Source organism: Paenibacillus sp. 01T431 (assembly GCF_056398625.1).
On sequence record NZ_JBFTPT010000004.1, the window covers coordinates 307,179 to 333,677 of the forward strand.

Genomic DNA, 26,499 nt, shown 5'->3' on the forward strand with positions numbered 1-26,499 from the left:
TTTCATGATAGGGAGCAATGTCCAAATGAGCAAAAGCGAACAAACCTACCTGAATTTGTTGAAATATGTTTTAGAACATGGAACAAAAAAAGAAGATCGAACGGGGACTGGAACGATCTCTACCTTTGGCTATCAAATGCGTTTTGATCTCAGCGAAGGTTTTCCGATGCTTACAACTAAGCGTGTACCATTCAAATTAATTGCGAGTGAGTTGATTTGGTTTATTCAAGGAGATACGAACATTCGTTATCTGCTGCAGCATAATAATAATATTTGGAATGAATGGGCGTTCAAAAGATGGGTGGAGAGCGCATCCTACACGGGCCCTGACATGACGAATTTTGGTCTTCGGTCGCAAACGGATGATGAATTCTCTAAAGTATATGATGAGCAAATGGATCTCTTTAAGCAGCACATCTTAACGGATGACCAGTTTGCCGCTGAATTCGGCGAGCTCGGCAACGTGTATGGCAAGCAGTGGAGAGAGTGGAAGACGACGCAAGGGGATGCGATTGATCAGCTTAAGGATGTCATTGCGACGATTAAGAAAAACCCGGATTCGAGAAGACTGATTGTCTCCGCTTGGAATCCAGAAGATGTTCCCAGCATGGCACTTCCTCCTTGCCACACGATGTTCCAATTCTATGTAACAAACGGCAAGCTTTCATGCCAGCTTTATCAGCGAAGCGCTGACATTTTCCTAGGCATACCATTTAACATCGCAAGTTATGCCTTATTGACCCACATGATTGCACACGAATGCGGGCTTGAAGTGGGAGAATTCATTCATACGCTTGGAGATGCCCACATTTACACGAATCATTTGGAGCAAATCGAGCTTCAGCTCAGCAGAGAGTCTAGACCGCTCCCTCAGTTAAAATTAAACACAGACAAAAAATCAATCTTTGACTTTGCAGTTGAGGATTTATCCATTGCTGATTATAACCCGCATCCAACGATTAAAGCGCCGGTAGCTGTGTAAAATTCATATTCATTTTAAAAAATTTAGAAAGGAGTTAACCATTATGAATATTACTTTGATTGCCGCTATGGATCGCAATAGAACTATAGGAATTGGAAACAAGCTGCCATGGCGTTTGCCAGCAGAAATGGCTTTTTTCAAGAAGATGACGATTGGTAAAACAGTGCTCATGGGCCGGAAGACGTTTGAATCCCTGCCTAAGCCATTGGTGGATCGTAGAAATGTCGTATTAACTCGCCAAACGGATTTCCACCCTGAGGGCTGTGAGATTGTTCATTCGATAAAAGAAGCGCTAGAATTATATACATCTGAAGAGCTTGTTGTTATAGGCGGTGCTGATATTTACGAGCAGTTCCTGCCCTTTGCTAATCAAATATTGCTTACAAAAGTGGAAGCAGATATTGAAGGCGGAGATGCATTTTTTCCTGCATTCTCTGATTCGCAGTGGAAGCTTGTGGAAAGCGAGAGCAGAGATAGTGATGAAAAAAACAAGTATGCTTTCACGTTTCAAACGTTTATTCGGTCGGAAGTGTAGCTTTTCAAGGTAAAACCGAACGTTTGACGAACGATATGTCAGAAAGTGCAAATGATTGTACGCATAATCCATTACCTTCATAAGTACTTGAATGCTAGGATGTTGTAAAATAGTAAACGAGTGCTTTAGACAAAATATTCGTTTTCGCAGAAAGTTCGTTATTGAATATTTTAAGAATTCCCGATATAGTTTTAAAGAGAATCTAAGCAGTGTTAACGGGAAATATGGATGGAGGAAATGCGATCATGTCTACACCTACTGGTTTTATGGAATTTCAGCGCGAATTGCCGGCCGATCGCGACCCGCTAGAGCGTATCAAAGACTGGCAAGAGTTTCATAAGCATTTTTCGGATGAGCAGTTAAAAACACAAGGCGCTCGCTGCATGGACTGTGGTACACCATATTGCCACACAGGCATTGAACTGGCAGGTTCGGTTTCAGGTTGCCCAGTTAACAATCTCATTCCAGAATGGAATAATTTGATTTATCGCGGATTATGGCGTGAAGCGCTAGACCGTCTGCATAAAACGAATAATTTCCCTGAATTCACAGGCCGCGTTTGTCCAGCACCTTGTGAGGGATCTTGTACGGTTGGTTTAATAGGTGATGCTGTAACGATCAAAACAATCGAACAAGCAATCATTGATCGCGGGTTTGAAGAGGGCTGGGTTGTTCCACAACCGCCAAAAGTCCGCACAGGCAAAAGGATTGCCGTAGTAGGCTCTGGCCCTGCTGGAATGGCAACTGCTGCACAACTGAATAAAGCAGGACATACCGTAACCGTATATGAGCGCGCAGATCGCATCGGCGGCTTGCTAACCTATGGTATTCCTACAATGAAGCTTGAAAAACATGTTGTTCAACGCCGTGTTGATATTATGGCAGCAGAAGGCGTTGAGTTTGTAACGAATACAGAGATCGGCAAAGATATTACAGCTTCTGAGCTCGTTAATAATTTTGACGCAGTCGTTCTATGCGGAGGCTCGACAAGAGCTCGCGACGTTGAAATGGAAGGCCGCGATTTGAACGGTGTTCACATGGCAATGGATTACTTGAATGGCACAATTAAGAGCTATTTGGATTCGAATCTTGAAGATGGAAACTATATTTCCGCGAAAGACAAGGACGTTATCGTTATTGGCGGCGGAGATACTGGATCGGACTGCGTGGCTACAGCACTGCGTCACGGTTGTAAATCGGTTACGCAATTCGGCACACATGCGAAAGCGCCGCTAGTGCGAGACAACGATAAAAATCCATGGCCGCAATTCCCGAATGTGTACACGCTGGATTATGCACATGAGGAAGCAAAAGCACTATTTGGCGAAGATCCTCGAGCGTTTTCTGTATTAACGAAGAAATTTGTTGGCGATGGCAATGGAAACCTTAAAGAGCTTCATACGGTTCAAATTGAACGTACGGTTGATGAGACTGGACGTAAAATATATAGTGAAATTCCAGGAACAGAAAAAGTATGGCCTGCAGATCTTGTATTTATTGCAGTAGGTTTTGAAGGCCCAGAAACGACGCTGATTGAGCAGCTTGGTCTTGCACAAGACCGTCGTACAAACGTAAAAGCGACTTATGGCAAATACAACACTAATGTGGATAAAGTATTTGCTGCAGGCGACATGCGCCGTGGTCAAAGCTTAGTGGTTTGGGCGATTAATGAAGGTCGCGAGGCCGCTCGTGAAGTGGATAAATATTTGATGGGATCATCGATGCTTCCTTAAATATTGGAAGTGAGATAATAAATTTGATGGATGAGAAGCGCCTTAGGGCGCTTTTCTTGCTGAGTATGGGTTCAATACTGTCCCGCATGATAAAGGCTGTGATTGTGAATATCAATTTACGGTTAGCGAGAAGGAACAATTCACAGCTTTTATACTTCAGCCGCACGTTCAAGAAGAAATTCAAAAACTAAGCTCACTGTCCTAAGGAAACTTGTGGTAAAATCGGTTTGAGATGACGCGAAGGGGCGATTCGTCATGGCAGCCGATGAAGCATATGTTTTGTCACCAACAGACGTTCGAAATATTCGAAGTTATGTACAACACAAATACGCTGCGCTGCCTGGAGAAAAACGAGCAGAAATTGTAGCGGATGCGGTCAAACGCATAATACATAAGCAATTGCCGAATTTCGAGACCAACATTAAACGTGCCGTCACAGAAATGCTCATTAAAACAGCTGTTTTGGAGCGGCAAAGACCGGTTAGAGCGGAAGATATTTTTCAAGCCTGCTTGGAGCTGGATCGAAATTCAGCAGAAATATATGATCCGTTCCATGATTGGCTGGAGGAGCAGCTCCTCATAAGCTGCAAGAAGCCTCTCATGCAGCGTGTAATGGACGAGCTCGTATTAAACAGGGAGCAATCGGGTGTATCTTCAAATGAGGCTGAGAATGGCCTTTTGACGCAGCTGAGAGGATTGCTTATTACTGAAGGTGCTGAATCGCGTAATATGACGCAAGTTTCAACTCAAGCAGAGGTCATTTCACTTCCTGCAACGAAATGGAGCAATACATTAGCACGTAGGATTAGTACTAGAACTTATATATACAGCACATTAAGCGTTCTATTAATTGCAGCTACTTTATTGTATGGCTGGTCTTTAAATTTACCGTCAGACAACAAGCTTCAGCCACCCGTTGTTATGAACCAAGTTCAACCTATTATTGTCCCTGTAGACGGGCTGCCTATCGAGCTTCGTTATCAAGAAATTGATCAAGCGCGGTTGATCTCATTTTTAAAGACGAAATCATCCATACTAGCTGAGGAGCCTTATTTTGGAGCGATTATAACGGCAGCGCAAGCCTTCGATATTCATCMGGTCGTCTTATTCGCTATAACTGGACAAGAGCAAGGGTTTGTACCGAAAACGAATAAGCAGCATAAAAAGATTGCCAACAATCCTTTTAATGTTTTTCATAGCTGGCAGGATTTTAACACCAATATTAAGCAATCAGCAGAAATTGCGGCGCGAACCGTATTTAACTTAAGCAAGGATAGGCCGGCAGAAGTAGATCCTTTTACATGGATTAATCGAAAGTATGCGGAAGACCCGAAGTGGTCGGATGGTGTTCGTTCGATTTTTGCCAAAATCATTGCCTATATGGAGAAGCCGGCTATTAACACAGACCTTCCGTGAACCCAATTGGGACAACTCTCCCACTTGGGTTTGCTTTTTTCTATGGAGAAATTTCAAACTTGATATGGGGAAAAACATTTCTTTTTTGCGCGGAAATCTGTAAAATGTTCTAGTGGCTGTACAGTGCGAAACGTTTTTAGCTAATTGTGGAGAGCGATAGGCGTTAGACTTTCGAAAAGCTTAATGAAGGAGCGATAATCTTTTGAAGACACTAATCATTGCGGAAAAACCTGATATGGGACGAAATATAGCAGCCGCAATCGATCCTAAAGCAAAAAATCACCGTTCCTACATAGAAGGCGAGCATTATATTATTACGTGGGCGATCGGTCATTTAATCGGTCTTGCAGAGCCTGATGCCTATGATGATCGTTACAAAAAGTGGAATATTAATGATCTTCCCATTATACCGACACAGTTCAAGCTCGTACCGAACAAAAAAACAATCGATCAGCTTAAGGTTATCGGCGATCTGGCAAAACGCAGCAATCTGCTTGTCAACTCTTGTGATGCCGGGCGTGAAGGGCAATATATTTTTTCCCTTATCCAGCGCCATCTTAAGTTAAATCAACCCGTTAAACGGCTGTGGATTTCAGACCTTACCCCGGAGACGATTCGAAAAGGTTTCGAGGAATTGAAAGAGGGCGCCGAATATGAGAATTTGACCCGCGCGGCAACAGCAAGAAGCGAGGCGGATTGGCTAATCGGAATGAACGGTTCACGTGCTTTTACAACGAAGCATAATGTGCTGCTATCGGTTGGCAGAGTTCAGACGCCAGTGCTCGCCCTTATATATGATCGACAGAAGCAAATTGAAGCGTTCTCCTCTTTGAAATTTTTTGAACTGGAAGGACACTTCACACAGGATGAAATGACGTACCGAGGCATGTGGCAGGCCGAGAGAATGACAGATCAAGCAAAAGTTGAGGCTATTGCTGCAAAGGTTAAAGGCAAGGCGGGACGAATTGCGTCTTATGAAGTTAAGGATACGAAGGAGTATCCGTTTAAGCTATACGATCTCACTCTTTTGCAGCGGGAAGCCAATGGCAAATATGCTTTTTCTGCGAAAAAAACGTTGGATACAGCACAGGCGTTGTATGAGAAACATAAAGTTATTTCTTATCCAAGAACAAACTCAAATTACGTGACTGAGCAGAACATTCCTGAAATGCACAAAACGTTGAATGCACTTCAAGGTACGGCCTATGATGATCTCGTCAAAGGGGCTAATCGGAGCCTTGTGCATAAGGGAAATAAATTTATTTGCAACCCGACAAAGGTTGAGGATCACCATGCCATTTTGCCAACGAATCGTAAAGCAAATGGACTTAGCCCTGATGAGCAAAAGCTGTATGATTTGATCGTGCGAAGGTTTTTGTCGCAATTTTATCCAGCTGCTGAATATAAGGTTCACACCGTCTTGACTGAGGTAGAGAACGAAATGTTCAAAACGACGGTTAAGGAGCTTCTAAGCTTAGGTTGGAAGGTCATCTATGCTGACCAGAAGAAGGAGAAAGCAAAACCTTCAGCCAAAAGCAAGGATAAGGAAGAAGCAGAGGACGAAGAAATTGAAGTAAATGAGCCTTTCTCCATATCAGCAGATGCAGGGATTATCTGTTCGGATGCCATTGTGAAAGAGAAGGACACACAGCCTCCCAAGCATTACACAGAGGGCACACTGCTTAAAGCAATGGAGAGCGCAGGCAAACAAATTGAGGACGAGGATGTCCGAGATGCAATGAAAGATTCAGGATTAGGTACACCAGCTACGCGCGCAGCTACGATTGAGCGGCTGAAAAACGTTGGTTATGTGGAAATGCAGGGCAAAAAAATACAAGTTACACAAAAAGGTCGAACAGCTATTGAGCTGATTCGTGGTGCGGGTATTGATTTGCTTACCTCTCCTGAGATGACGGGGTTGTGGGAGCGACGATTGAACGAGATATCCAGAGGAACAGCTTCGGATGGACAATTCATGGAAAATGTAAAAAAATTCGCGACGATGATCGTGGACAAGGTTCGCGTTCAATCACGAGCGGCCAAAACATCATTTGAGAGTGAAGCTCCTGCTTATGGCAAAGGCACTGGCGGGAAGTCTGGTACAGCGACTCGCACCCGTGCAGCCTCAACAAAAACGACTGGAGCGGCAAAAAAAGCGGCATCGGCTGCGACTACTGTATCAGGCAGACCGACTGTTATTGCCACTTGTCCAAGGCCAGGCTGCGGCGGTTCTATCTTTATGGGGCGCAAAGGCTATGGCTGTTCTCACTATAAGGAAGGCTGTAAATTCGTTATATGGAAAGAAAGTTTTGGCAGGAATTTGACGGATACTCAGGTGAAAGCGTTAGTCGAGAAGGGGAAGACGACTAAGCTGAAGCTTGAGCTTCCGGATGGTACGCCTGGAGAAGGAAAAATAGTGCTTAGAAATGTGGATACCGGAGAATTAGCAATCGAACAGTAGAGGGCATTTCTCTCCCATAGGAAAAACCCGAATTCGTCAGATGCAATAAGGGACGAATTCGGGTTTATTTGTTATTGTCATTTCATTAACGATTAACGTACCCGTGAATAGCGTCCGGGACATCCTTTAGATGATCCAAGGTTAAAAAAGCTCCTTTTGGCTCCACTTCAATCTGAATGATGTTATACTCCCATTCGGTTATCGCACGCATATGAATAGCGTGAATACCTGCTGTTAATGCAGGCACAACATCTGTTCGAATGGAGTTGCCAACCATCCACGTACTGTTGCGATCGAAGACACCATTGGACAAAATGGTTTCTAGTGCGTCGCTATTTTTGACGCGACGAATGTAGATGCGGGAATCAAAATAACGCTCCAAGTTTAATTTCTCAATCTTGCGACGTTGAATGGGCATCTCGCCCCCCGTATAGAGATGAAGCTCATGGCCGGCCTCCGCTAGTGAGAACAATGTTTGTTCCATATTTGGATACGGCTCGGTATCGTGCTCATAAACACTTAAGCCAAGCTTCCACAGAAAGTTTTCTTCATTTGTTGATCTCTTTCGACCAGTCAAATGAGAGAAGTGAATATAAGTATCAACAAACGATTGTGGGAAATGCTCGCTTTTAAATCCGAATACGGCTACGCCGGCAATATCGATCTCCATTTGCTTGTCTCGGATGGCTTGTATGGAAACGAGGGGAGAGCTGCCGAACCAAGTGGTCATCGCATCAATAAATTGATCAATGACCAAATAAAAGTATTTATTGCAGTGAATTAATGTATCGTCGAGGTCAAACATAATTTGTTGCTTCATGTATACGATCTCCTTTGCAAAACTTGAAACTGTATGATCAATCTACCGCAAGTGGCAGGGTCGAGTCAATGTAGGGTGTAGGAGAGGAACTGCTTTTACATACATATCCAATAATATCGGCATAATGATAGTGGAGGTGATTGCAATGGCTATCAACAAAAACGGCAATGGAGAATCTCGTCAAAATCATTCTACCTTGCGTGGACAGTCAGGCAAGCTTAAAACCGATAAATTCGCGAAGCGACCTGCGAGCTTAAACGGCATTAACAAACAGCTCCCTTAATGAAGCAAGTTTTTAAAAACACAGAAGGAGAGCTTGAATTGCTTCAGCTCTCCTTCTAATCCATGTTATGCATATTTAAGCTGTGAAGCTTTTAATTGATTCTTAATGAAGGCGATACGTCTGCGAACGTAGAAGTCCTTGCTGGCGCCCTTTAAATCTTTGGGAGTGATCACCTCCTCTGCAACATTATCGATGATAATAAGCCGTCCATCGGCGTAAAACTTAAAAGTTAAGTCGCGTCCAAGACGTTCATTCTCTACATATCGGAAATTTTCGCAGATGTTATTCATGGTGATCAGGCCTCCTTCAAAATGTTGAATTCGTCGATCATTAGAACATTTGTTCTTGTTTTTATTATACCAAACATTTGTTCGTATGGAAACTGTTTTTTGTTTAACGTAAACTAGATTCATAGAAGCAGTTGCTGCAAACAGAAGGAGAGCGGAAAATGATCAAAGTAAAGAACTTATCCAGACGTATTCCCGGCGGGCCTAAGGTGCTCGATGATATTAGCTTTGAGGCTTATCCTGGCGACTTTATCGCCATTAAAGGTGATAGCGGAAGCGGGAAGTCCACACTTCTTCGGTGCCTAGCCTTGCAAGAAAAGTGGAGTGAAGGTTCCTATCAATTTGATGGCAAAGATATTTTCAAAGAAGGATTCAAAGGCAAGCTTAAAGTTCGCAGAGAGGTTGCTTATGTGGAAGAAAAACCTTTTCTATTCCCGAACAAGACGGGATTAAAAAATGTTATTATCGGTTCAATTTCACAAACGCCTGCTTGGCGGAGATGGACCGGGATGGTACGTAATGATGATTATATGGGTGCAATGGATATGATCGAAAAACGCGGCCTGCTTGATAAAGCACATCAGAAGGCGAGCACTCTAAGCGGGGGCGAACGTCAGCGTATGGCTATCGCAAGAGCACTCGTTCATGGCGCTAAAGTCATTGCAGCCGACGAGCCGGTTTCGGGACTTGATCCCCATACGGCGGATCAAGTTCTAACTGATTTGAAAGCGCTATGCAAGGAGCAAGGCGTAATTGTGATTGCTGTTATGCATCAGGGGGACTGGGCGGAGCGATTTGCTGATCAGATTCTCGGCTTGAAAGACGGTAAACTTGTTCTTAACGTAAGCGGCAGAAGATTGACTGAACGCGAGAAGGCACTCCTGTGAACGAGATTGAACTACGCCTCATAACAGAAGCTGAGCTCGACGCTGCTATTAAGCTAGAGCAAAAATGCTATTCTCCTGAAGCTGCTGCTACCATGGCAGGGTTTCAATTTCGCTATAAGCATTATCGTTCATACTTTTGGTCAGCTTGGCTTGGCGACCAATTAGTTGGAATAACAAACGGCATCCGTACTTCACAGACTGATTGCGGTGATGAGATGAAGGGGAATCAAGCTGATTTTTTTGAGGGGAACAACTTTTGCATCCTTACTATCGCAGTTGATGCACATTATCGCGGGCGTGGAATCGGCACATTGTTGCTGAGGAAGCTGATCGAACAATGTAGTTCATCACATATTGAAACCATTATACTGATGTGCGAGGAGCATTTGATTCCGTTCTACGAATCGGAGCAATTTGAGCGTAGAGGGGTGTCTGCTTCTACGCATGGCGGAATCGTTTGGCATGAGATGAGACGTGTAATGCATACAATGGAGCATCTTACCGAATAGGAAGGTGTCTTTCATATGTCATTTCAACCGCCAGTCGTTATCCAAACGGCAAAAGCTGATTTTCCGAAAGCCGAGCTGTCATTGCCTTATGTGAGCGGGGGCAGAAGCGAAGCTGCAGATAAAAAGATCAACCATACGATTCATCATACCGTGCAGCAGATGGTTCATAATCAAGGCTCGCTTGATGATCCGAGAGCGCAGATGCTGGGTTATTTTGAACAGAAAAATAATCAAAAGGATTATCTTAGTCTTTCCTTGTTCAATTATGCCTTTACTGGCGGAGCTCATGGCTTGACGCTTCAGCAATCGCTGACTTTTAAGCAATCGACAGGACAAACCTATACGCTGGCCCAGCTGTTTAAGCCTGGGTCGGATTATGTGGGGCGGATAAGCGCTATCGTAAGCGCACAAATCTTGTCAAGAAAGATTGATACGCTGGAGCCTTTCAAATCCATAAGACCTGACCAGGACTATTACGTAGCGGACCGTTCACTTGTCGTCTATTTCCAGCTATATGAGCTGGCAGCTTATGTGTTTGGATTTCTGTATTTTCCGATATCMGTCTACGAACTGCAAGATATCATTAATGAGGATGGTCCACTAGGTCCGATGCTGGTTAATGACTAATTCTGAATGAAACCATTTTCTCTTAGCAGTTATTCAGCCTAAGAACATAAGGAGACAACGCATTGATATATTTTCTCATATTATTCGCAGCAGCTCTAATTGTCGCGGTGTCGTTTGTCTTCTTTCACCAACTAAAAATGGAAAAGGAGCAGCAATGTTCCACCGAAAGGACGCCTGTTTTACCATCCGCGACAGTTACGTCAATATCTACGAATCGAATAGCAGATCAACCCCTTGCTGAGACCGCTGCGAAAGCAACTATAAGTTCGATGCCTTATTCAGCAGATATGCTCTATAAGATTTTAGTTGTAGATGATCAACCCGCTATTCGAATGATGCTTGTTGAATTGTTTGCTGCGCAGGGAATCGATGTTTATGAAGCTGAAAGCGGCAGTATCGCCTTGGACATTTACGAGAAGCAGAAGCCGAATTGTGTACTGCTTGATTTGAAAATGCCCGAAATGGATGGGATAGAAATTTTGCGTGGGATAAGAATGTTGTCGCCAGAGGTGCCTGTCATTCTCATAACGGCATATGCAGATCCAGACATAATGGAAGAGGCGCTTGCGCTTGGCATTACACATTGTTTTACGAAACCCTTTGATATCATAGAGCTCAAATCACTCGTTTATGGAATACTGGAGCAAAGTGCTAATTAAGCTGAGTGAAAAAATAGAAATCAATCGACTCGCATCTAGATAGATGCGAGTTTTTGTTATGCGTTTTAATCACTCTTCCTTTTGCATGTGACATCCAAACCACTCATACAGTTACGTAGGAGGGTGATTGGATGATTTTATTGCTAGCGGGATTATTATTATTTGCGATTGTCATTGCCGTGATTATGGCCATCGCATTCAAAGCGCAACAGTCCATTTCATTATCTAAGCATCAGAATCTAATTGGTTATGGCTTGCAGGCGCAGTTGCTGCAGGACAAACATGATTTGCATCGTTATGGTTTAGCGCAGCAGCTTAGACGGCGGTTCGGCGGGTTATCGTCATTTGGTTTATCGTTTAATGTGCTCGGTCTAATTGGAAGCGCAGCTTTTTTGTTTGGGCCAGCGATCGGAGAGGGGGGACCGTCGGTTATTGGATTTGGTTTGCCCATAATCGCTTTATTTGCACTTATTTTAAGTGCATCTCTCGCAGAACTCTCATCTGTGACACCGACTGCAGGCGGGATTTATCATACGGCATCCTCATTAGGCGGGCGCTCATGGGGAGTGCGAGCAGGCTGGCTTCAAGCATCTGGACATTTAGCGATGCTTGCGCTGCTAAACTTCGCATGTGCAGCTTTACTGGACGGATTTATGTCCGCTCGAATAGGTTATCAAACCTCGGATTTCACTTTTTGGTGTGTCGTTGCAGGGCTGACTGCTTCCCAAGGTGCTGTGAACCACTTTGGAAACCGGATGTTAAGCAAGCTGCAAGCAGGCGGAGTTATACTGCAAATATTTATTGCTTTATTCATTATTGCGGGGCTAGCTTGGCTTGCATGGCCAGGCAGCTATTCTCCTGTATTGATGTATCAATTTCAAAATGCAGAGTGGAATGGTACCGTTCAGGCGGGATCATTCGTCAGCGGTACGCTCCTTTTGTTAAAGCTATTTATTGGCATGGAGGGCTCAAGCCAAGGATCGGAAGAAACAATTGATCCTCGTGTACGAGCACCGTGGTCGATTTTTTTATCCACTGCTTACACATTTGTTATTGGTTTTGTACTTCTGAGCTTTATGCTTATATCCATTCCATTGTCTAACGGACCAAGCTGGTTGGGAACGTTTCTACAAACGGCAGCTGCTGGCTGGGGCGGCACCAGTATGATCATTATTTTTGTCATTCTATCATTATGGAGCAGCGGACTGCAGACGATGACAGTATGCTCGCGGATTGTATACAGCCTAGCACGTGATGGCGCCATGCCGCTGAGCCAACGGTGGTCTAATGTGTCGGAGCGGCATCAGACGCCGATTCCTGCCGTCTGGTTGTGTGCGGTCATTTCACTAACTATTCTTCTCATTGCTTTTTTCAGCTATAGAGACGATACAATCATTTTTCTTCTAACTGCAGCGATAATATGTTTAAATTTATCTTATGCCATACCGATTGCCTGGAAAATAAAACAGGGGAAGATCCATGCGCAGTTGCATGCATCACCGTGGCATTTGGGCAGCTGGAGTATCCCAATCCATGTGGTTTCCATAGCTTGGCTGCTGTTAACGACGATACTAGCTGCTATATTCATCGATTATCGAGGCTCAATTGCAGCTTTTGTAATTCTTACTTTGATCTCTTTCATGGAGCTAAGGTATCGGCAAAAACATGGGATGAGCCTGCAGAGCAGAGTTGATCGTTCGCGCAAGGAGCTTTATTTTATGGAAAGAAAATTTCCTTTAAATTAATCTGTATGTCGATGCTGTGGGAAATAATGATGTACTCATTTAGGAAATAGTCGGACTATTTAAAAAACATTTCCCGGGGAAACGCAATAAGTAACAGAAAAGAGAGGTTTTCGACAGCCAGTGGCTAACGCAAGTAGAATGTGTCGAAAGCGTTGCTGGGAAAGGGAAAATCACAAAAGTTATCGATATAGTTATCTCTCTTTGCCAACATCTCCCTTAGAAGATTATAATAGTCAAATGAGAGATATTTATAGGAGGAACGAAGCTAATGACACATCATATAGAAACGGCTAAACTTGTGTCACTAAATATAGGAATGCCGAAATCAATAACACACGGCAGCAAAGAAGTATTAACAGGAATTTATAAGCAGCCTTCACAAGCAACCCATGCTTTGAGCACTATAGGACTTGAGGGCGATGGACAAGGCGATACGATTCATCATGGTGGACCGGACAAAGCGGTATGCGTCTATTTCGAGCAACGATACGCCTATTGGCGTGAGAAATACGAGGAGCCATTTGATTACGGAGCTTTTGGTGAAAACTTTACGCTCTCGAGCTGGACAGAAGGGGATTTGTGCATCGGCGATATAATCCAAGCAGGTGATGTGATCCTCCAAGTAAGTCAGCCAAGACAGCCGTGCTATAAGCTGGGGCTGCGGCATAAGCTCCCGGAATTGCCGGGACATGTTCAGCGTGAAGGCTACACAGGTCTTTATTTCCGCGTACTCCAAGAGGGCCATATACAGGCAGGGATGACGTTTGAAATTAAATATAAACATCCGGCCCGTAAAACGGTTATGGAAGCTAACCGTGTCATGTACCGTGATAAAGATGACATAAAAGGAATAAGAGAGCTGCTTGAAGTGAAAGAATTGGCTGCGAGCTGGCAGGAACAGCTGGGAGCTCGTTTGACAAGATTGCAGCTTGATCAATAAGGAGGCTTGTCTGTTTTGACCGACACCATAGATTTTACAGTTTATTTAGATGCATATGCGTTCGCCGAGCCTTGTCATATTGAGAGCCGGGAGAGCGGAATGAATAATACGACCCGAATCATTTCGTCGGGAAATAAAAAATTTGTCCTGCGCATTTACAAAAACCATAAAGATATTGATATTGTAAGGCTTGAACATGAGGTACTGAACGACTTGAATAAACAGAAGCTAACCTTTAAGGTGCCGATTCCAGTTCAGAATAAACAAGGCGAAACGATTAGCGTTGCAACAGATGGCACCTTATCGTCATTATTTCAGTTTATTGATGGTGAACGACCGACGGTTTCAAACCCAGCGCATGTTTATGCGCTAGGCGTTGCAGCAGCGAAGCTTTCTAGCGCTTTAAACGGAATAAACCCAAAAGGCTTGCCGCTTTACAACCCTTATTTCATGTTGGAAAATACATATGCTTTGATGGATGAGGAAGCTTTTTTTGCAATGGCAGAGCTTTCCGTAGATCTTAAAGGTAGAAAATCAAGCTTCATGGCCTTGCACGAGGAGCGTCTGAAGCTGAAAGAGGATTGTAATCAGCTTGTCGGGCTGCCGGAACAATGGATCCATGGTGATTTGGTTTTTAATAATATGGTATGTCAAGGCGATGTGATCGTAGGTGTGCTGGATTTTGAATTTACGACTGTCGATCTTAGAGCGATGGAGCTTGCTGTCATTATTGTCGATATCATAAAACCAGATGGCCTAAATATAAAAGAGAAGGTGAAGCGTTTATTGCAGGGTTATCAGGATACGAATCCGTTAACTCTTCATGAAATTAAGATATTGCCGATATTAATGAAATTAAGATTGCTTGATGTAGCATTGCATTTTGCCATACGCTTAAGAGATAATTTAGATGATGAGGAAATACTTTGCGGCATTATCGATCAATCAGCATTTGGCTGCCGCTGGATTAGTGAATATTGGGAGGATGATTTTTCATGAGTTTAGCCAAAGCACTGGGATACGGCGAGAACGAAAAACTGCTCATTATTAACGCAGATGACTACGGAGTATGCCATTCGGTAAATGTCGGCATTCAGCAGCTGCTGCTAGAACAAACGGTGAGCTCGGCGACGATTATGATGCCTTGCGGCTGGGCGAGGGAAGCAGCGCTATGGAGTGCAAGGCACCCGCAAGTCGATGTGGGTGTCCATTTCACATTTACTAGCGAATGGGATATGTACCGCTGGGGTCCAGTCAACCGCAAAGGAAGCACAAGTTCGCTTGTCACCCATGAAAATTATTTCCCGAAGGACAGTAAAACCTTTGAGCTGCAAGCTGATCCAGAGCAAGTAAAAGAAGAACTTATCGCACAAATTGAAATGGCTTTAGCTATGGGGATGAAACCATCTCATGCAGACAATCACATGGGAAGCTTGTATGGGTTAGCAACCGGCAGAAATTTCTTATCTATCGTTCTGGATGTATGCGCTTCCTATGGCCTTCCTTTCCGTTTGCCGCGTAATTTAAGGCAAAATATTGGTCAAGTGGCTTCTCCTGAGCTGGAAGAGCAAGCCAAACAGCTCGGAATGCTGGCGGATTCGAAGGGTGTTGTTATCCTTGATTATTTAATCGGCTTGCCGTTCCATTTGGAGGAGGGTGAAACATTTGATTCTCTAAAGGCAAGCATGCAGCAGGTGCTTGAAGGTCTGCAACCAGGAGTTTCTGAAATTATTATACATCCGTCTCTCGTAACCGATGAGCTGAAAGCTTTTCACATGCAGCCTTTAAAGCGGGGAATGGAGCTCGAATTATTCCGTGATGCTGAGATCAAGAATACGATGCAAAAAGAGAACATTCGTATGATTCGCTGGAGTGAACTGCAAAAACTGCAGCGTGCTCGAACAGGCTTTACAACCTAACGAAGGAGTTGACTTATGTCTATTGAAGCGATAAAACAACTAGCCGAAAAATTGAAATCTAATATTGGACGCGTCATCGTAGGCAAAGAGGAAGTTGTAGAACTAATGCTCATCGGGCTCCTTACATCAGGGCATGTGCTGCTCGAGGATGTGCCAGGAACAGGAAAGACCTTGCTCGCTAAATCTATGGCCAAATCATTGGCTTTATCTTTCAGGCGAATTCAATTTACACCCGACTTGCTTCCATCGGATCTAAGCGGCATTCATTTCTATAATCAAAAAATAAGCGAGTTTGAATTCAGAGCTGGTCCATTGTTTACTCATTTGCTGTTAGCAGATGAGATTAATCGTGCGACGCCTCGTACCCAATCGAGTTTGCTTGAATGTATGGAAGAGCGTCAAATCAGCATCGACGGTGAAACCAAATATTTGGAGCGTCCATTTATGGTTATTGCTACACRAAATCCAGTGGAGCATCAAGGAACGTTTCCACTTCCGGAAGCACAGCTCGATCGTTTTTTATTCAAAATTAAGATGGGTTATCCGACGACTGAAGAAGGTTTGCAGCTATTAAAACGTTTTAAAGATCATGATCCGCTTGCGGAGCTTGAGCCAGTTGCAGGAATAGATGTCATTCAGAAGGCACAGCAAGCCTATTCAGCGGTGAAAGTGAACGATGACATCCTTCAGTATTTGCTGCAAATCGTGGAGCAAACACGAAGGCGTGAGGAGGTTTCTGTTGGTGTCAGTCCGCGTGGCAGTCAAGCGCTGCTCCGCGCTTCCCAGGTACATGCCATTTTGCGAGGACGTGATTTCGTTACGCCAGATGATATAAAGGCAATGGCGAAGCCGGTCTTGTCCCACCGACTAGCCATTCGCGGCATGCATCGTACAGCAAATCAGGCGGAGTCCATTATTGATGACATTATTCGTTTGACGGCCGTGCCTGCTGAAGCAGGCGTTACGGCTCGTTAGGCAGCCTGATGATTTTATTCTGGTTTATATTAGCTGCAATCGTCATTTTGTCACTACAGGGCAAAATATTTCAAAAGCTCGTATTGCGCCGTATCCAATATGAACGGCGTTTTACGAGCAAAACATGCTATAGCGGCGAGCAGGTTGAGATGATAGAAGAGATGGCCAACGCCAAATGGCTGCCGGTGCCTTGGCTACGCGTGGAATCACAGCTATCCACACATCTGCATTTTCAACAGCTTGATAATTTTTCTGTGAGCAGCGGACAGCTTTATCAGAACCATAAGAGCTTCTTTAGTCTATCGCCGTATACAAAAATTACGCGCACACACCGCATCACCTGTGCAAAGCGAGGCTGGTACAAGCTTCAAACCGTCACGTTAACGGGGGGTGATCCGCTTGGTTTAACCCATTCGTCCGCTCAAATTGCGCTTCAAGGGGAACTGCTTGTTTACCCAAAGCCTGCCGAGGTGCCCATTCATGAGCTACCTTATCATAGCTGGCAGGGTGATCAATCGATTCGCCGCTGGATTATCAATGATCCATTCATTATTGCAGGCGTTCGCGATTATCAAGCGGGCGATACGTATAAGCAAATCAATTGGAAAGCTACTGCAAAAACAGGAAGCCTTCAAGTCCATCAGTATGATTTTACCGCGGACCGCAGACTGATGATTTATTTGAATGTGGACGATGTAGAGGGCATGTGGCGAAGCGTAACAGATTTATCGTTAATCGAGCTAGGCATTGAATGGGCAGCAGGGGCAGCTGAAGCTGTCATTCAGCAGGGCATGGAAGTTGGTTTTGCATCCAATATGCCTTTGACCGGCATGATGGAGAGCGTTCACATTGATCCTAGAGGCGGGCATGAGCATTTAATCGTTATTTTAGAGGAAATGGCGAAGCTCGATATTGAACGCACAGAGCTGTTTCATCATTTGTTGGAACGCGAAGCAAGAAGCGGCTTCAGTGAACGAGATGTGCTAATGATTACGGCTTATTGGAACGAAGAACTGGAAAAACAAGCTGAACAGCTTCGCTACAACGGCAATGCAGTCGCAGTTTGGATGCTGACAGATAAAGCTAAGCCAACGATTAGCGATGTTGGACAAGCGATATCAGGTAGCGGCAGAGAAGAGGTGACCGCGTGAATGAGCCACAGAAGCGATCTTTTTCTTTAAATACCTTAGGTCAAGGCGTTATTGAACTGCTCTTTTATTTGCCTGTATTTATAGCGATAGCTGTTTACTTGCTGCCTGCTGGAGCTTTGTGGCCATGGATAGCAACGATTCCTCTCTGTTACTGGGCAGCATCGCTAATTCTCGGAAAATATCCAAGATTACGATACGGCGTGAAGCTGCTTCTAGCTATTGCTATTGGGGCGTTGCATAGTAGTTTGTTCATTATCGCATGGGTAGGTAATGTGGATATCGTCCCTATAGTTGTATGCGGACTTGCTGCTGCTGTAGCAGCAATGAAGGGCATGTCGGCGCAATTGCGCGGATGGTTCAACTCATTTCCCAATACACAGATGCTGATTGGCGTGCTCCTTTATGTCGCTGTGCAGCCGTTAAAAATAATTGCGTTAAAAAAACTGATGGAGTTCAACGGTGTTTTAATCGTTTGCGGAATTGCTGCCGTCATTATATTTTTCTTTTTTGCAAATGAGCGGCATTTGAACAGTGAAACAGTAGATTCAGGGAAAACGTCAGCTACTCTTGCTTTCAAACGCCAAAATCGTCTATTAATTATTGTAATTGTCAGCATCATTAGCATTCTTGCTCTTTTCCGACAAATTCAGAAGATGATTGAGAGCTTCTTTCATTCAATCATTGAGCGAATAATGAACTGGCTAAACCAGTCTAGGGAGCAGACACCGGTTGAAGAACCTCCTATTGATTCTTCAACACCTGAGATGCCTTTGGAGGAAACGAAACCGCCGTCTGATTGGATGCTGCTACTCGAGCAAATTGCGAAAATCATCGGCATTGTGTTAGTCATCATCATCCTCTGCATTCTGTTCTATTTTATTGCTAGAAAGGTAATGCAATGGGCGAAGCTGCTTGCTGCTAAATTGCAGGAAAGAGGAGCAGATAGCCGCAATAATGGGGTTGGCTTTACAGATGAAGTTGAAAGTTTAATGACATTAACTAAATGGCGTGAGCAAATGGGCAATAAACTGAAGCAGCTGCTGCCAAAGAAGCGCTCCTTTGCTCAGGAATGGAATGAGCTGCGAACAAATACCGAAAAAATCAGGTTTTTATATGCTCGCTTATTGAGAAGCAGCGCCGAACAGGGGTATACGGTCAAAGAACATATGACTCCGCGCGAAACGTCAGAAGACCTGAATACATGGCAGGCTGGCAAGCTCGACAATATGCCTCGATTTATTGAGTTGTACGAAGAAGCAAGGTATGGCGATAAACAGCCAGATGACCAACAAATCAACGCTCTTAAAAACCAGTTCGAAAAAAAAGGGAATCAAGCTTAACAAGCTGATTCCCTTTTTTTGGTGTATGATTCAAAGCTTAACCATATAATCATTTGAGGCTTAAAATATGTTCGGCAATTTTATGGCCATGATACCGTCCTGATTCGATGAAAATTTCATTTGCTTCATGTCTGGAGGCTACCACACCTGCCAGATAAATGCCTGGAACATTCGTTTCCATAGTATCTTCGTTGAAGGTTGGATACCCTTCTTCCTCAATCGTAACGCCGCTTGTGTTAAGGAAGTTGCGATCGGGATGGAAGCCGGTCAAAGCTAATACAAAATCATTTTCCAAACGGATCTCGCCTTCAGGTCCTAGTACAGTGATCTCATTGTTTTCGATAGAGGTTACAGTTGACTGAAACAGCATGCGAATAGAGCCTTTCGTTACTTTGCTCTGGAAACCTGGCTTAACCCATGGCTTAATGCTGGTGGAATAATCATTGCCGCGATAGACGACCGTTACCTCTGCACCGACCCTCTCAAGCTCTAAAGCTGCATCGATTGCGGAGTTGCTGCCGCCAATAATGGCAACTTTCATACCAACATAAGGATGCGATTCGCGAAAGAAATGACTAACCTTATCGAGCTGCTCACCGGGAATGCCCAGCTCATTCGGATGATCGAAATAACCAGTAGCGATGATGACATACTTGCTTTGGTATGTGCGCTTCTCGCCAAAACGATCTTCTCCATGCAAAATAAACTGTCCATTCTCAGGCGTAATCTTATTTATCATTTCATAGGCTTGCACACGAACGTTTTTGCGCTGCGCGGCTGTTCTATAATAATTAAGTGCTTCGAGTCTGGAAGGCTTATCGTTAGCCGTTGTGAATGGTATATCGCCGATTTCAAGATTTTCTGGACTGCTGAAAAATTGCATATAAGTGGGATATTGCGAGATTGAATGTACAATGTTGCGTTTCTCTATGACTAGTGGCTGGAGACCAATCCGTTCGAGTTCAATCGCTGCTGCCAAGCCGCACGGACCGCCTCCAATGATGATGGCTTTTTCTTTTTGCATTCGTATTACCCTCCTATACTATAACGAAGCTATATAAATTCTAATATAACGATCATTTTACTGCGAGGCGTACATATTGTGCAAATCTGGATTTATGGCTCTCGTGTACATGCAATATATTATTGTATAATAATGTGTAACCATTCTTATTTGTATACCGGTTCTATGAAACTAGCTTTATTTCACAAAATGATAGGAGGAGATCACATGCGGCGACGTTTTGTAATAGAGGCAGTACTGGTGGCAACGTATGGACATCTTCTTGTACCGAGTCGTCCAATTGATTTTGTCGTACCTTATTCATCCATAGCTGAGCTGTATGAAATGAGAGACGGTGTTGAACCTGTCATGGATGATCCAGATGACGATGGGCATGTAAAAACCAAAATAAATGAACTTATTGCTTTTTTTGAGGATGCTCTTAATCGCAAAAAAATTGAAAAGGCCATGCAAGTGCCTTGGCGAGAAAGCTCTCCGCTCATTCTAAATGATACGATTCATTTTACGGTCGTGCATGCTGTCGATAATGCCCATTATGGCGAGATGTTCGATCCGATCGAAACGGAATTGCTGTTAACAGGGCTGAAGCTGCAAGTCCCATTGCTGTCGGATCAGTTTGAGTTTCAAGATAAGCTGATAGAAGCAGAGGTCCCTGTACAAATTTACGATATTGAGGATTTTGAGTTTGCGGTAGAGGAAGGCATCTCCTCAAGCGACTTTGATTTGCCGAATGAGTCGGACAGGTTTTAAATCATTTTTTTGTAAAAACCTCTTGCGCAAAGGCAGAAACAGGTGTTAAGATTTGGATGGGTTAGGAAAATATGATCAAATGGATACGAAAAGGGGGGCTCACGAATGTTTTTCAATCAGATTGGAATGAATGTCGAAGGCGCGCAGTTTAGCATGAATTTCCATCTTGTTGTTCAAACATGCCGATCGGGCTGCCTTCGTTCATTGGTGTCAACGCAGCTTTTTTGACCGTTGCACGCTATTATACGAAGATCTCAAGCCGATTATGGCTTGAGGTCTTTTTTTGTTTCCTATAGGGGAAGGGGCAATCCAATGAAAACGCTGTTACGTTTGATGATTTATGTAAGACCGAGTGCCAAATGGGTATTTACAGCGGTTATCATTATGATTTTTGCGACGATATTCGATTTGGTAGCTCCTTGGGTATTAGCCAAAATATTTGACGAAGGAATCGGAAAAAGCAATATGTCTGTCGTGATCGGATTAACACTTGCTTTGGCAGGCATTCAAGCTTTAAAGAGCTTAGGCATGTTTATACAAGGTTATTCCCAAGAGCTGGTCGGTCAAAATGTCGTGTTTAAACTCCGGAAAGAGCTTTATGAGCATTTGCAGAGGTTATCATTTTCTTATTATGACCGTGCGCAGACTGGTCAGCTCATGTCCAGAATGACTGGGGATATTGATGCGGTAAAAAACTTTGTCGGGTTTGGAGCGATGAACCTATTTACTGGCATGCTGACATTTATCGGAACGACAATTTTCATGATGACGATGCAATGGAAAGTAACTTTAATCAGCTTAATTACCATTCCTTTTATTTTGTTCGTGTTATTTCGCTTTAACCACAAAGTAGGACCAGCTTGGTCCAATATTCGTGAACAAATGGGGCGCTTAACGACTACGCTGCAAGAAAATATTTCAGGCATTCGAGTTGTCAAATCTTTTGCAACGGAGTCTGTCGAACAACGGAAATTCGCTGAGCGAAATGAGCAAAATTTCGATACAAATATGGACCGGGCAAGGCTGGAGGCAAAAGCATTTCCGCTCATGGGCTTTTACGGAGGACTCACGTTTGTTTTGATGATCTGGATCGGTGCTATTTTTGTTGCTCGGGAAGAAATGTCGATTGGTACCTTTATGGCGTTTCAATGGTACACATGGGGCATTATTTGGCCGCTGAATATGCTAGGCTGGCAAATTAATATTTTCCAGCAAGCGATTAAAGCAGCTCCACGTGTATTTGAAGTGCTGGACACACCGGTTGATATTCAAACCCCTGAACAAGCAATAAATACGGACGGAATGCACGGCAACGTCGTTTTTGATCGCGTAACATTCTTCTTCTCCGATCAGGATTTAGCGAAGGATAAGCCGATATTGGATGAGGTTTCTTTCCAAGTGAAGCAAGGTGAGGTGATCGGTGTACTTGGTGCCACGGGTTCAGGAAAAAGCAGTCTAATTGGCTTGCTTTCTCGTTATTATGATGTGTCCGGTGGCAGTGTACTCATTGATGGTGTAGATGTGCGGGAATATGAGCTTGATGGACTGCGGCGAAGCATAGGTATTGTACCGCAAGAGACCTTCTTGTTCTCAGCATCGATTAGAGATAATATCGCCTACGGTCATCCGGATGCGACGCAGGAGCAAATTGAGGAGGCAGCACGCAAATCGCAAATCCATTCCTTCATCGAAAGCATGCCAAGCGGCTACGATACGCGAATCGGTGAGCGGGGTGTCGGGCTCTCTGGCGGACAAAGACAACGTGTGGCGCTTGCTCGTGCGATTTTAATGGATCCGCCAATTCTAGTACTGGATGAAGCGACAGCAAGTGTAGATACAGCTACAGAATCAGCTATTCATGAAGCTTTATTAGAAGTCATGAAGGGTCGTACGACATTTATTATCGCGCAGCGGCTTTCCTCGATTCAGCATGCGGACCGTATTATTGTGCTTGAAAATGGCCGTGTGGCTGAAGAAGGCACACATAAGGAACTAAACGAAGGCAGTGGCTTCTTCCGTCAATTGTTTGATAGACAGAAGCAAATCGCACATCAATAGAAGAGAGGTGAAATCATGAGTCAAGTGGAGTGGGATATGGATTCTGATGTAGAAGAGAAGCCGTTTAATGGGAAATACATGCGGCGTATGCTTCAATATCTTATCCCTTATCGCAAATTAATGACGTGGGTCATTATTATAGTGCTTATTAATATGTTATTAAGCTTATCCGAACCAATTATTCTTGCGTACATCATCGATAAAGGCATAAACCAAAAAGATTATTCGGTTATCCATGTATTGGGTGCTATTCTGCTGGGCGTTAAGCTAATAGGCTGGTTGTTTAGCTATATGCATACCAGATGGATCAATTTTACAGGACAACGTATTTTGTTTGATCTTCGTCAGCAATTATTTAATCATTTGCAAACCTTGTCCTTTCGTTTTTTTGATGGACGTCCCGCTGGTAAAATTATGTCCAGAATTACGAATGATACAAATGCAATTGGCGAGCTAATCAACGGCGGTTTGATAACGATGGTGATGGAGGTTACGCATTTACTTGGCATCGTCATCATTTTGATCTGGATGGATTGGCAGCTTGCCTTGCTCTCATTTATTATGATGCCGCTGCTCTATTTCATCGTTGCAAAACTCCGTCCAAAAATTGAAGGCTCATGGTCGCGTTCTCGCTCAACAATGTCATCGATTAACGGTAATGTGAACGAAACGATACAGGGCATTCGAGTCATTCAAGCCTTCTCACGCCAGCGGACAAATAATGAGCGATTTGAAGGCATAAATACCCGCAACAAAGGCGCATTTATGCGTGCAATTACATTGGAATCGACTGTATATCCACTGGTTGAAATGATCGGAATGCTGGGCACCTGTATCGTAGTTTGGTTCGGAGCCACGAAGGTCATTGAAGGCGCGCTTACGCTTGGTTTTATTATGGCGTTCATTAATTATTTATGGCGCTTCTGGGGGCCGCTGAGCGCCTTATCCAAGGTTTATAGCCAGCTGTTGTCAGCTATGGCTTCTGCCGAGCGTATTTTTGAAGTGCTGGATACCGATCCAGAGGTGAAAAATAGCAAGCATGCTTCAGAGCTGCCGCAGGTTCGCGGTGAGGTTGAGTTTGATAATGTTTCGTTTCGATATGAGGAAAATAAACCAGATGTGCTTCATAACGTTTCATTTCTCGTTAAGCCCGGTCAAAGAGTAGCTTTAGTCGGGCCAACCGGCGCTGGAAAAAGCACGATCGTTAATCTCTTGATGCGCTTCTACGATGCTACTGACGGTACCGTGCGAATCGACGGGATGGACGTCAAGCAGGCAACGCTCGAATCTCTACGCAAGCAAATGGGAATCGTGCTTCAGGATTCATTTATTTTTGCGGGTACGGTAGAAGAGAACTTGCGTTATGGCAACGACCATGCAACAGAGGAAGAGCTGATTAGAGCAGCCGAGAGCGTAAGGCTAGACAGAGTCGTAAGCAAGCTGTCAGACGGGTATCAAACGCAGCTGGAGGAGAGAGGCTCAAAACTCTCGGTAGGCCAAAGGCAATTGCTCGCTTTCGGCCGTGTATTGCTATCAGATCCCGGCATACTCATATTAGACGAGGCTACTTCCAGCGTAGATATGGAAACAGAGCAGCATATTCAAGAGGCTTTGCACACGCTGCTAGCAGGAAGAACGGCGTTTATTATCGCGCACAGACTATCCACCATTAAGGATGCTGATCTTATTCTCGTCATTGAGAACGGAAGAGTAGCCGAGCAGGGGTCGCATTCGGAGCTGATGAAGAAAGGCGGCATCTACTCCAATCTTGTTCTAACACAGCTGTCTATGCAGGAATCTGTTATTTTGCAAACTAGTTCTTAATGGCATGAAATAAAAGAAGAGGGCAAGTCAGGCTCACGCAAAAAATGCGCTAGCTTGACTCGTCCTCTTTTTTTGTACGATCGATTGCTTGTGCCATCGTTTTATCTGTTAAATGCGCATAAATTTGCGTCGTTTCCGGCGAAGCATGCCCAAGCTGCTCTTGGGTTTTGTAGATGTCGTTTCGCAGATAGTAGTCCGTGGCGAAGCTATGTCTGAGCTTATGTACGGATAAGTAAGGTTTTCCAAAGCGTTTGGCATATTTCAGGACCATTTCTTGAATTGCTCGCTTCGTCATGCGCGAACCCTCGTTTTTTCCATTAGCAACAGCCAGAAACAAAGCCTTTTCTCTTTTTGGCGCCTTGTAACGGAGTTCCCTAAGAGTCAAATAAGCTTGCAGATCCTCAACCGCCTCTTGGCGAAAATATACAGGAGTTTTAAACGTATCGTCATTTTTACCTTTGCGATATACATAGGAAAGCTTCTTCTTGAGATCGATATCATCGACGTTCAAATTGACGAGTTCAGATACACGCAAGCCTGAATGTAGAATAAAGCTAATGATACATGCATCTCTTATCATATTAAGCTCGTATGCGTAAAGTGCCTGCTTGTTTTTGGCAACATCCGTCCCATAATGCTGTTTAATATAAGCCATGAATTCGGAAATTTCCTCTTCTTGAAGCAGCTTTCCCTCAAGCTTTGCGGCTGTATCCTTCGGCTTATGCGTACGTTTAATCGTAACTTTTGCCATAACATTCCGTTTGAGCAGAGGATAAAACTCCTCATCCTCTGCAATTTGACTTAAATAATGAAATAACGAGCGGAGGGAGGAAAGCTTGCGTGAGATCGTCGTTTTACTGTTTCGCTCCACTTTATGAGTCGATAAATACATACGGAAGCCGTCTATACTGTCCATATGCAGCTTTTCCAGTTCAAGCAAAGCTACATCTCTAATATTTGCTGCTTCAGAAAGGCCTTCTGCCATTAACCAGTTAAGAAAGGTTTCATAGTCTCTCATATATTCGACGAGCGATGAAGGAGATAAATCCGGAAGTTTGTAATTAATAAATTTTTCAATATACCAAGGCATCGTAGGAAGTTTCTTGTCGAGCTCTTCACGATCTTTTTGTTTAATAATATTGATGGCGAGTCACTCCTAAAATTAATGGTGCGAATAATTAATGGCGTTTAATAAACATAATAATAATTATGTTAACAAATTGTAATAACAACCAGATGAATAGTTATATTGTAACAATTAGAGTAAGGGGGTACAACGTCATAAAAGGGTAATAGGCAAAAAAAGAATTCTCTACTCAGAGACATCTTCTCATTATGACCCTCATACGTTGATTATGGTGTTTGGATGTATAAGAATTTATATAATGGTCACTCTAAAAAAAACAAAATAATATCTCATTTATTTTATTTTTTATTTTTGAAACCCATTAATAAACAGCCCGTATACCTTTTTATAACTTCATCGTGCTTCATTCCAAAGGGGAGTAGCTGCTACAGTAAAGTCGTCATTACGAGAATCTAACGATCTCCGGCTTTATTGGCAACTTAACGTT

At 43.7% G+C, this 26,499-nt stretch carries 24 protein-coding genes; 20 read left to right on the forward strand and 4 right to left on the reverse strand.

Annotated features, from left to right (window positions below):
• Positions 1-25 precede the first annotated feature (25 nt).
• The 5 genes from AC1DM9_RS09125 to AC1DM9_RS09145 all read left to right on the forward strand — a co-directional run bounded on the left by AC1DM9_RS09125 (position 26) and on the right by AC1DM9_RS09145 (position 7,127).
• A complete protein-coding gene (locus AC1DM9_RS09125; RefSeq protein WP_477579563.1) occupies positions 26-982 on the forward strand; it encodes a thymidylate synthase in 957 nt (318 codons plus the stop codon).
• A 43-nt stretch (positions 983-1,025) separates the two neighbouring features.
• Entirely contained in the window at positions 1,026-1,517 is a 492-nt protein-coding gene (locus AC1DM9_RS09130) for a dihydrofolate reductase (protein ID WP_477579565.1), read from the forward strand.
• Positions 1,518-1,762: 245 nt separating this feature from the next.
• Positions 1,763-3,250 carry a glutamate synthase subunit beta gene (locus AC1DM9_RS09135; protein ID WP_076265851.1) on the forward strand — a complete coding sequence of 496 codons (1,488 nt, stop codon included), beginning with the start codon at positions 1,763-1,765 and terminating at the stop codon, positions 3,248-3,250.
• Between the two features lie 255 nt (positions 3,251-3,505).
• The gene (locus AC1DM9_RS09140; protein ID WP_477579567.1) at positions 3,506-4,666 is read left to right on the forward strand and encodes a hypothetical protein; all 1,161 of its coding nucleotides are present in this window, start codon (positions 3,506-3,508) and stop codon (positions 4,664-4,666) included.
• Positions 4,667-4,868: 202 nt separating this feature from the next.
• Positions 4,869-7,127: a type IA DNA topoisomerase gene (locus AC1DM9_RS09145; RefSeq protein ID WP_477579569.1), complete on the forward strand. Its 2,259-nt coding sequence runs from the start codon at positions 4,869-4,871 to the stop codon at positions 7,125-7,127.
• A gap of 85 nt (positions 7,128-7,212) precedes the next feature.
• On the opposite strand, the gene AC1DM9_RS09150 is transcribed toward AC1DM9_RS09145, so the two are convergent.
• A complete protein-coding gene (locus tag AC1DM9_RS09150; RefSeq protein ID WP_477579571.1) occupies positions 7,213-7,947 on the reverse strand; it encodes an HAD family hydrolase in 735 nt (244 codons plus the stop codon).
• Between the two features lie 145 nt (positions 7,948-8,092).
• Here AC1DM9_RS09150 and AC1DM9_RS09155 point away from each other — a divergent pair, with 145 nt between their 5' ends.
• Positions 8,093-8,230 carry a hypothetical protein gene (locus AC1DM9_RS09155; protein WP_179089726.1) on the forward strand — a complete coding sequence of 46 codons (138 nt, stop codon included), beginning with the start codon at positions 8,093-8,095 and terminating at the stop codon, positions 8,228-8,230.
• A 65-nt stretch (positions 8,231-8,295) separates the two neighbouring features.
• Here the strand turns inward: AC1DM9_RS09155 and AC1DM9_RS09160 are convergent, their stop codons facing one another.
• Positions 8,296-8,520 (reverse strand): hypothetical protein, encoded by a 225-nt coding sequence (locus tag AC1DM9_RS09160; RefSeq protein WP_441882394.1) that lies wholly within the window; start codon positions 8,518-8,520, stop codon positions 8,296-8,298.
• Between the two features lie 158 nt (positions 8,521-8,678).
• Here AC1DM9_RS09160 and AC1DM9_RS09165 point away from each other — a divergent pair, with 158 nt between their 5' ends.
• The 11 genes from AC1DM9_RS09165 (at position 8,679) to AC1DM9_RS09215 (ending at position 19,269) form a co-directional block, all read left to right on the forward strand.
• Positions 8,679-9,404, forward strand: coding sequence for a phosphonate ABC transporter ATP-binding protein (locus AC1DM9_RS09165; protein ID WP_076265856.1), 726 nt, complete (start codon positions 8,679-8,681; stop codon positions 9,402-9,404).
• Complete coding sequence (locus AC1DM9_RS09170; protein WP_441882390.1) at positions 9,401-9,913, forward strand: GNAT family N-acetyltransferase; 513 nt, start codon at positions 9,401-9,403, stop codon at positions 9,911-9,913. Before AC1DM9_RS09165 ends, AC1DM9_RS09170 begins: the two co-directional genes overlap by 4 nt.
• Before the next feature lie 15 nt (positions 9,914-9,928).
• Positions 9,929-10,540 (forward strand): DUF3298 and DUF4163 domain-containing protein, encoded by a 612-nt coding sequence (locus AC1DM9_RS09175; protein WP_441882387.1) that lies wholly within the window; start codon positions 9,929-9,931, stop codon positions 10,538-10,540.
• A 62-nt stretch (positions 10,541-10,602) separates the two neighbouring features.
• On the forward strand, positions 10,603-11,199 hold the full coding sequence (locus AC1DM9_RS09180; protein ID WP_477579574.1) for a response regulator: 597 nt from the start codon (positions 10,603-10,605) through the stop codon (positions 11,197-11,199).
• A 131-nt stretch (positions 11,200-11,330) separates the two neighbouring features.
• Positions 11,331-12,944, forward strand: coding sequence for an amino acid permease (locus AC1DM9_RS09185; protein ID WP_477579576.1), 1,614 nt, complete (start codon positions 11,331-11,333; stop codon positions 12,942-12,944).
• 268 nt (positions 12,945-13,212) lie between these two features.
• On the forward strand, positions 13,213-13,884 hold the full coding sequence (locus AC1DM9_RS09190; RefSeq protein WP_477511833.1) for an MOSC domain-containing protein: 672 nt from the start codon (positions 13,213-13,215) through the stop codon (positions 13,882-13,884).
• Between the two features lie 15 nt (positions 13,885-13,899).
• Positions 13,900-14,883, forward strand: a complete 984-nt coding sequence (locus AC1DM9_RS09195) for a phosphotransferase (RefSeq protein ID WP_477579579.1) — start codon at positions 13,900-13,902, stop codon at positions 14,881-14,883.
• The gene (locus AC1DM9_RS09200) at positions 14,880-15,803 is read left to right on the forward strand and encodes a polysaccharide deacetylase family protein (protein WP_477579581.1); all 924 of its coding nucleotides are present in this window, start codon (positions 14,880-14,882) and stop codon (positions 15,801-15,803) included. Before AC1DM9_RS09195 ends, AC1DM9_RS09200 begins: the two co-directional genes overlap by 4 nt.
• Positions 15,804-15,818: 15 nt before the next feature.
• Positions 15,819-16,778 carry an AAA family ATPase gene (locus tag AC1DM9_RS09205; protein WP_477579583.1) on the forward strand — a complete coding sequence of 320 codons (960 nt, stop codon included), beginning with the start codon at positions 15,819-15,821 and terminating at the stop codon, positions 16,776-16,778.
• Between the two features lie 8 nt (positions 16,779-16,786).
• On the forward strand, positions 16,787-17,929 hold the full coding sequence (locus tag AC1DM9_RS09210; RefSeq protein ID WP_477579585.1) for a DUF58 domain-containing protein: 1,143 nt from the start codon (positions 16,787-16,789) through the stop codon (positions 17,927-17,929).
• A complete protein-coding gene (locus AC1DM9_RS09215) occupies positions 17,926-19,269 on the forward strand; it encodes a DUF4129 domain-containing protein (protein ID WP_477579587.1) in 1,344 nt (447 codons plus the stop codon). The genes AC1DM9_RS09210 and AC1DM9_RS09215 overlap by 4 nt, the downstream gene beginning before the upstream one ends.
• A gap of 49 nt (positions 19,270-19,318) precedes the next feature.
• Here AC1DM9_RS09215 and AC1DM9_RS09220 read toward each other — a convergent pair whose 3' ends face one another.
• Positions 19,319-20,293: a YpdA family putative bacillithiol disulfide reductase gene (locus AC1DM9_RS09220; RefSeq protein WP_477579589.1), complete on the reverse strand. Its 975-nt coding sequence runs from the start codon at positions 20,291-20,293 to the stop codon at positions 19,319-19,321.
• A gap of 207 nt (positions 20,294-20,500) precedes the next feature.
• Between AC1DM9_RS09220 and AC1DM9_RS09225 the strand changes: the two genes are divergently transcribed.
• From AC1DM9_RS09225 to AC1DM9_RS09235, 3 genes are all read left to right on the forward strand, one after another.
• The gene (locus AC1DM9_RS09225; RefSeq protein WP_076265867.1) at positions 20,501-21,043 is read left to right on the forward strand and encodes an ADP-heptose synthase; all 543 of its coding nucleotides are present in this window, start codon (positions 20,501-20,503) and stop codon (positions 21,041-21,043) included.
• A gap of 312 nt (positions 21,044-21,355) precedes the next feature.
• Positions 21,356-23,101 (forward strand): ABC transporter ATP-binding protein, encoded by a 1,746-nt coding sequence (locus tag AC1DM9_RS09230; RefSeq protein WP_339202625.1) that lies wholly within the window; start codon positions 21,356-21,358, stop codon positions 23,099-23,101.
• A 15-nt stretch (positions 23,102-23,116) separates the two neighbouring features.
• Complete coding sequence (locus AC1DM9_RS09235; RefSeq protein WP_477579591.1) at positions 23,117-24,925, forward strand: ABC transporter ATP-binding protein; 1,809 nt, start codon at positions 23,117-23,119, stop codon at positions 24,923-24,925.
• 49 nt (positions 24,926-24,974) lie between these two features.
• On the opposite strand, the gene xerS is transcribed toward AC1DM9_RS09235, so the two are convergent.
• Positions 24,975-26,069 carry a tyrosine recombinase XerS gene (gene xerS / locus AC1DM9_RS09240; protein ID WP_477511863.1) on the reverse strand — a complete coding sequence of 365 codons (1,095 nt, stop codon included), beginning with the start codon at positions 26,067-26,069 and terminating at the stop codon, positions 24,975-24,977.
• Positions 26,070-26,499 lie beyond the last annotated feature (430 nt).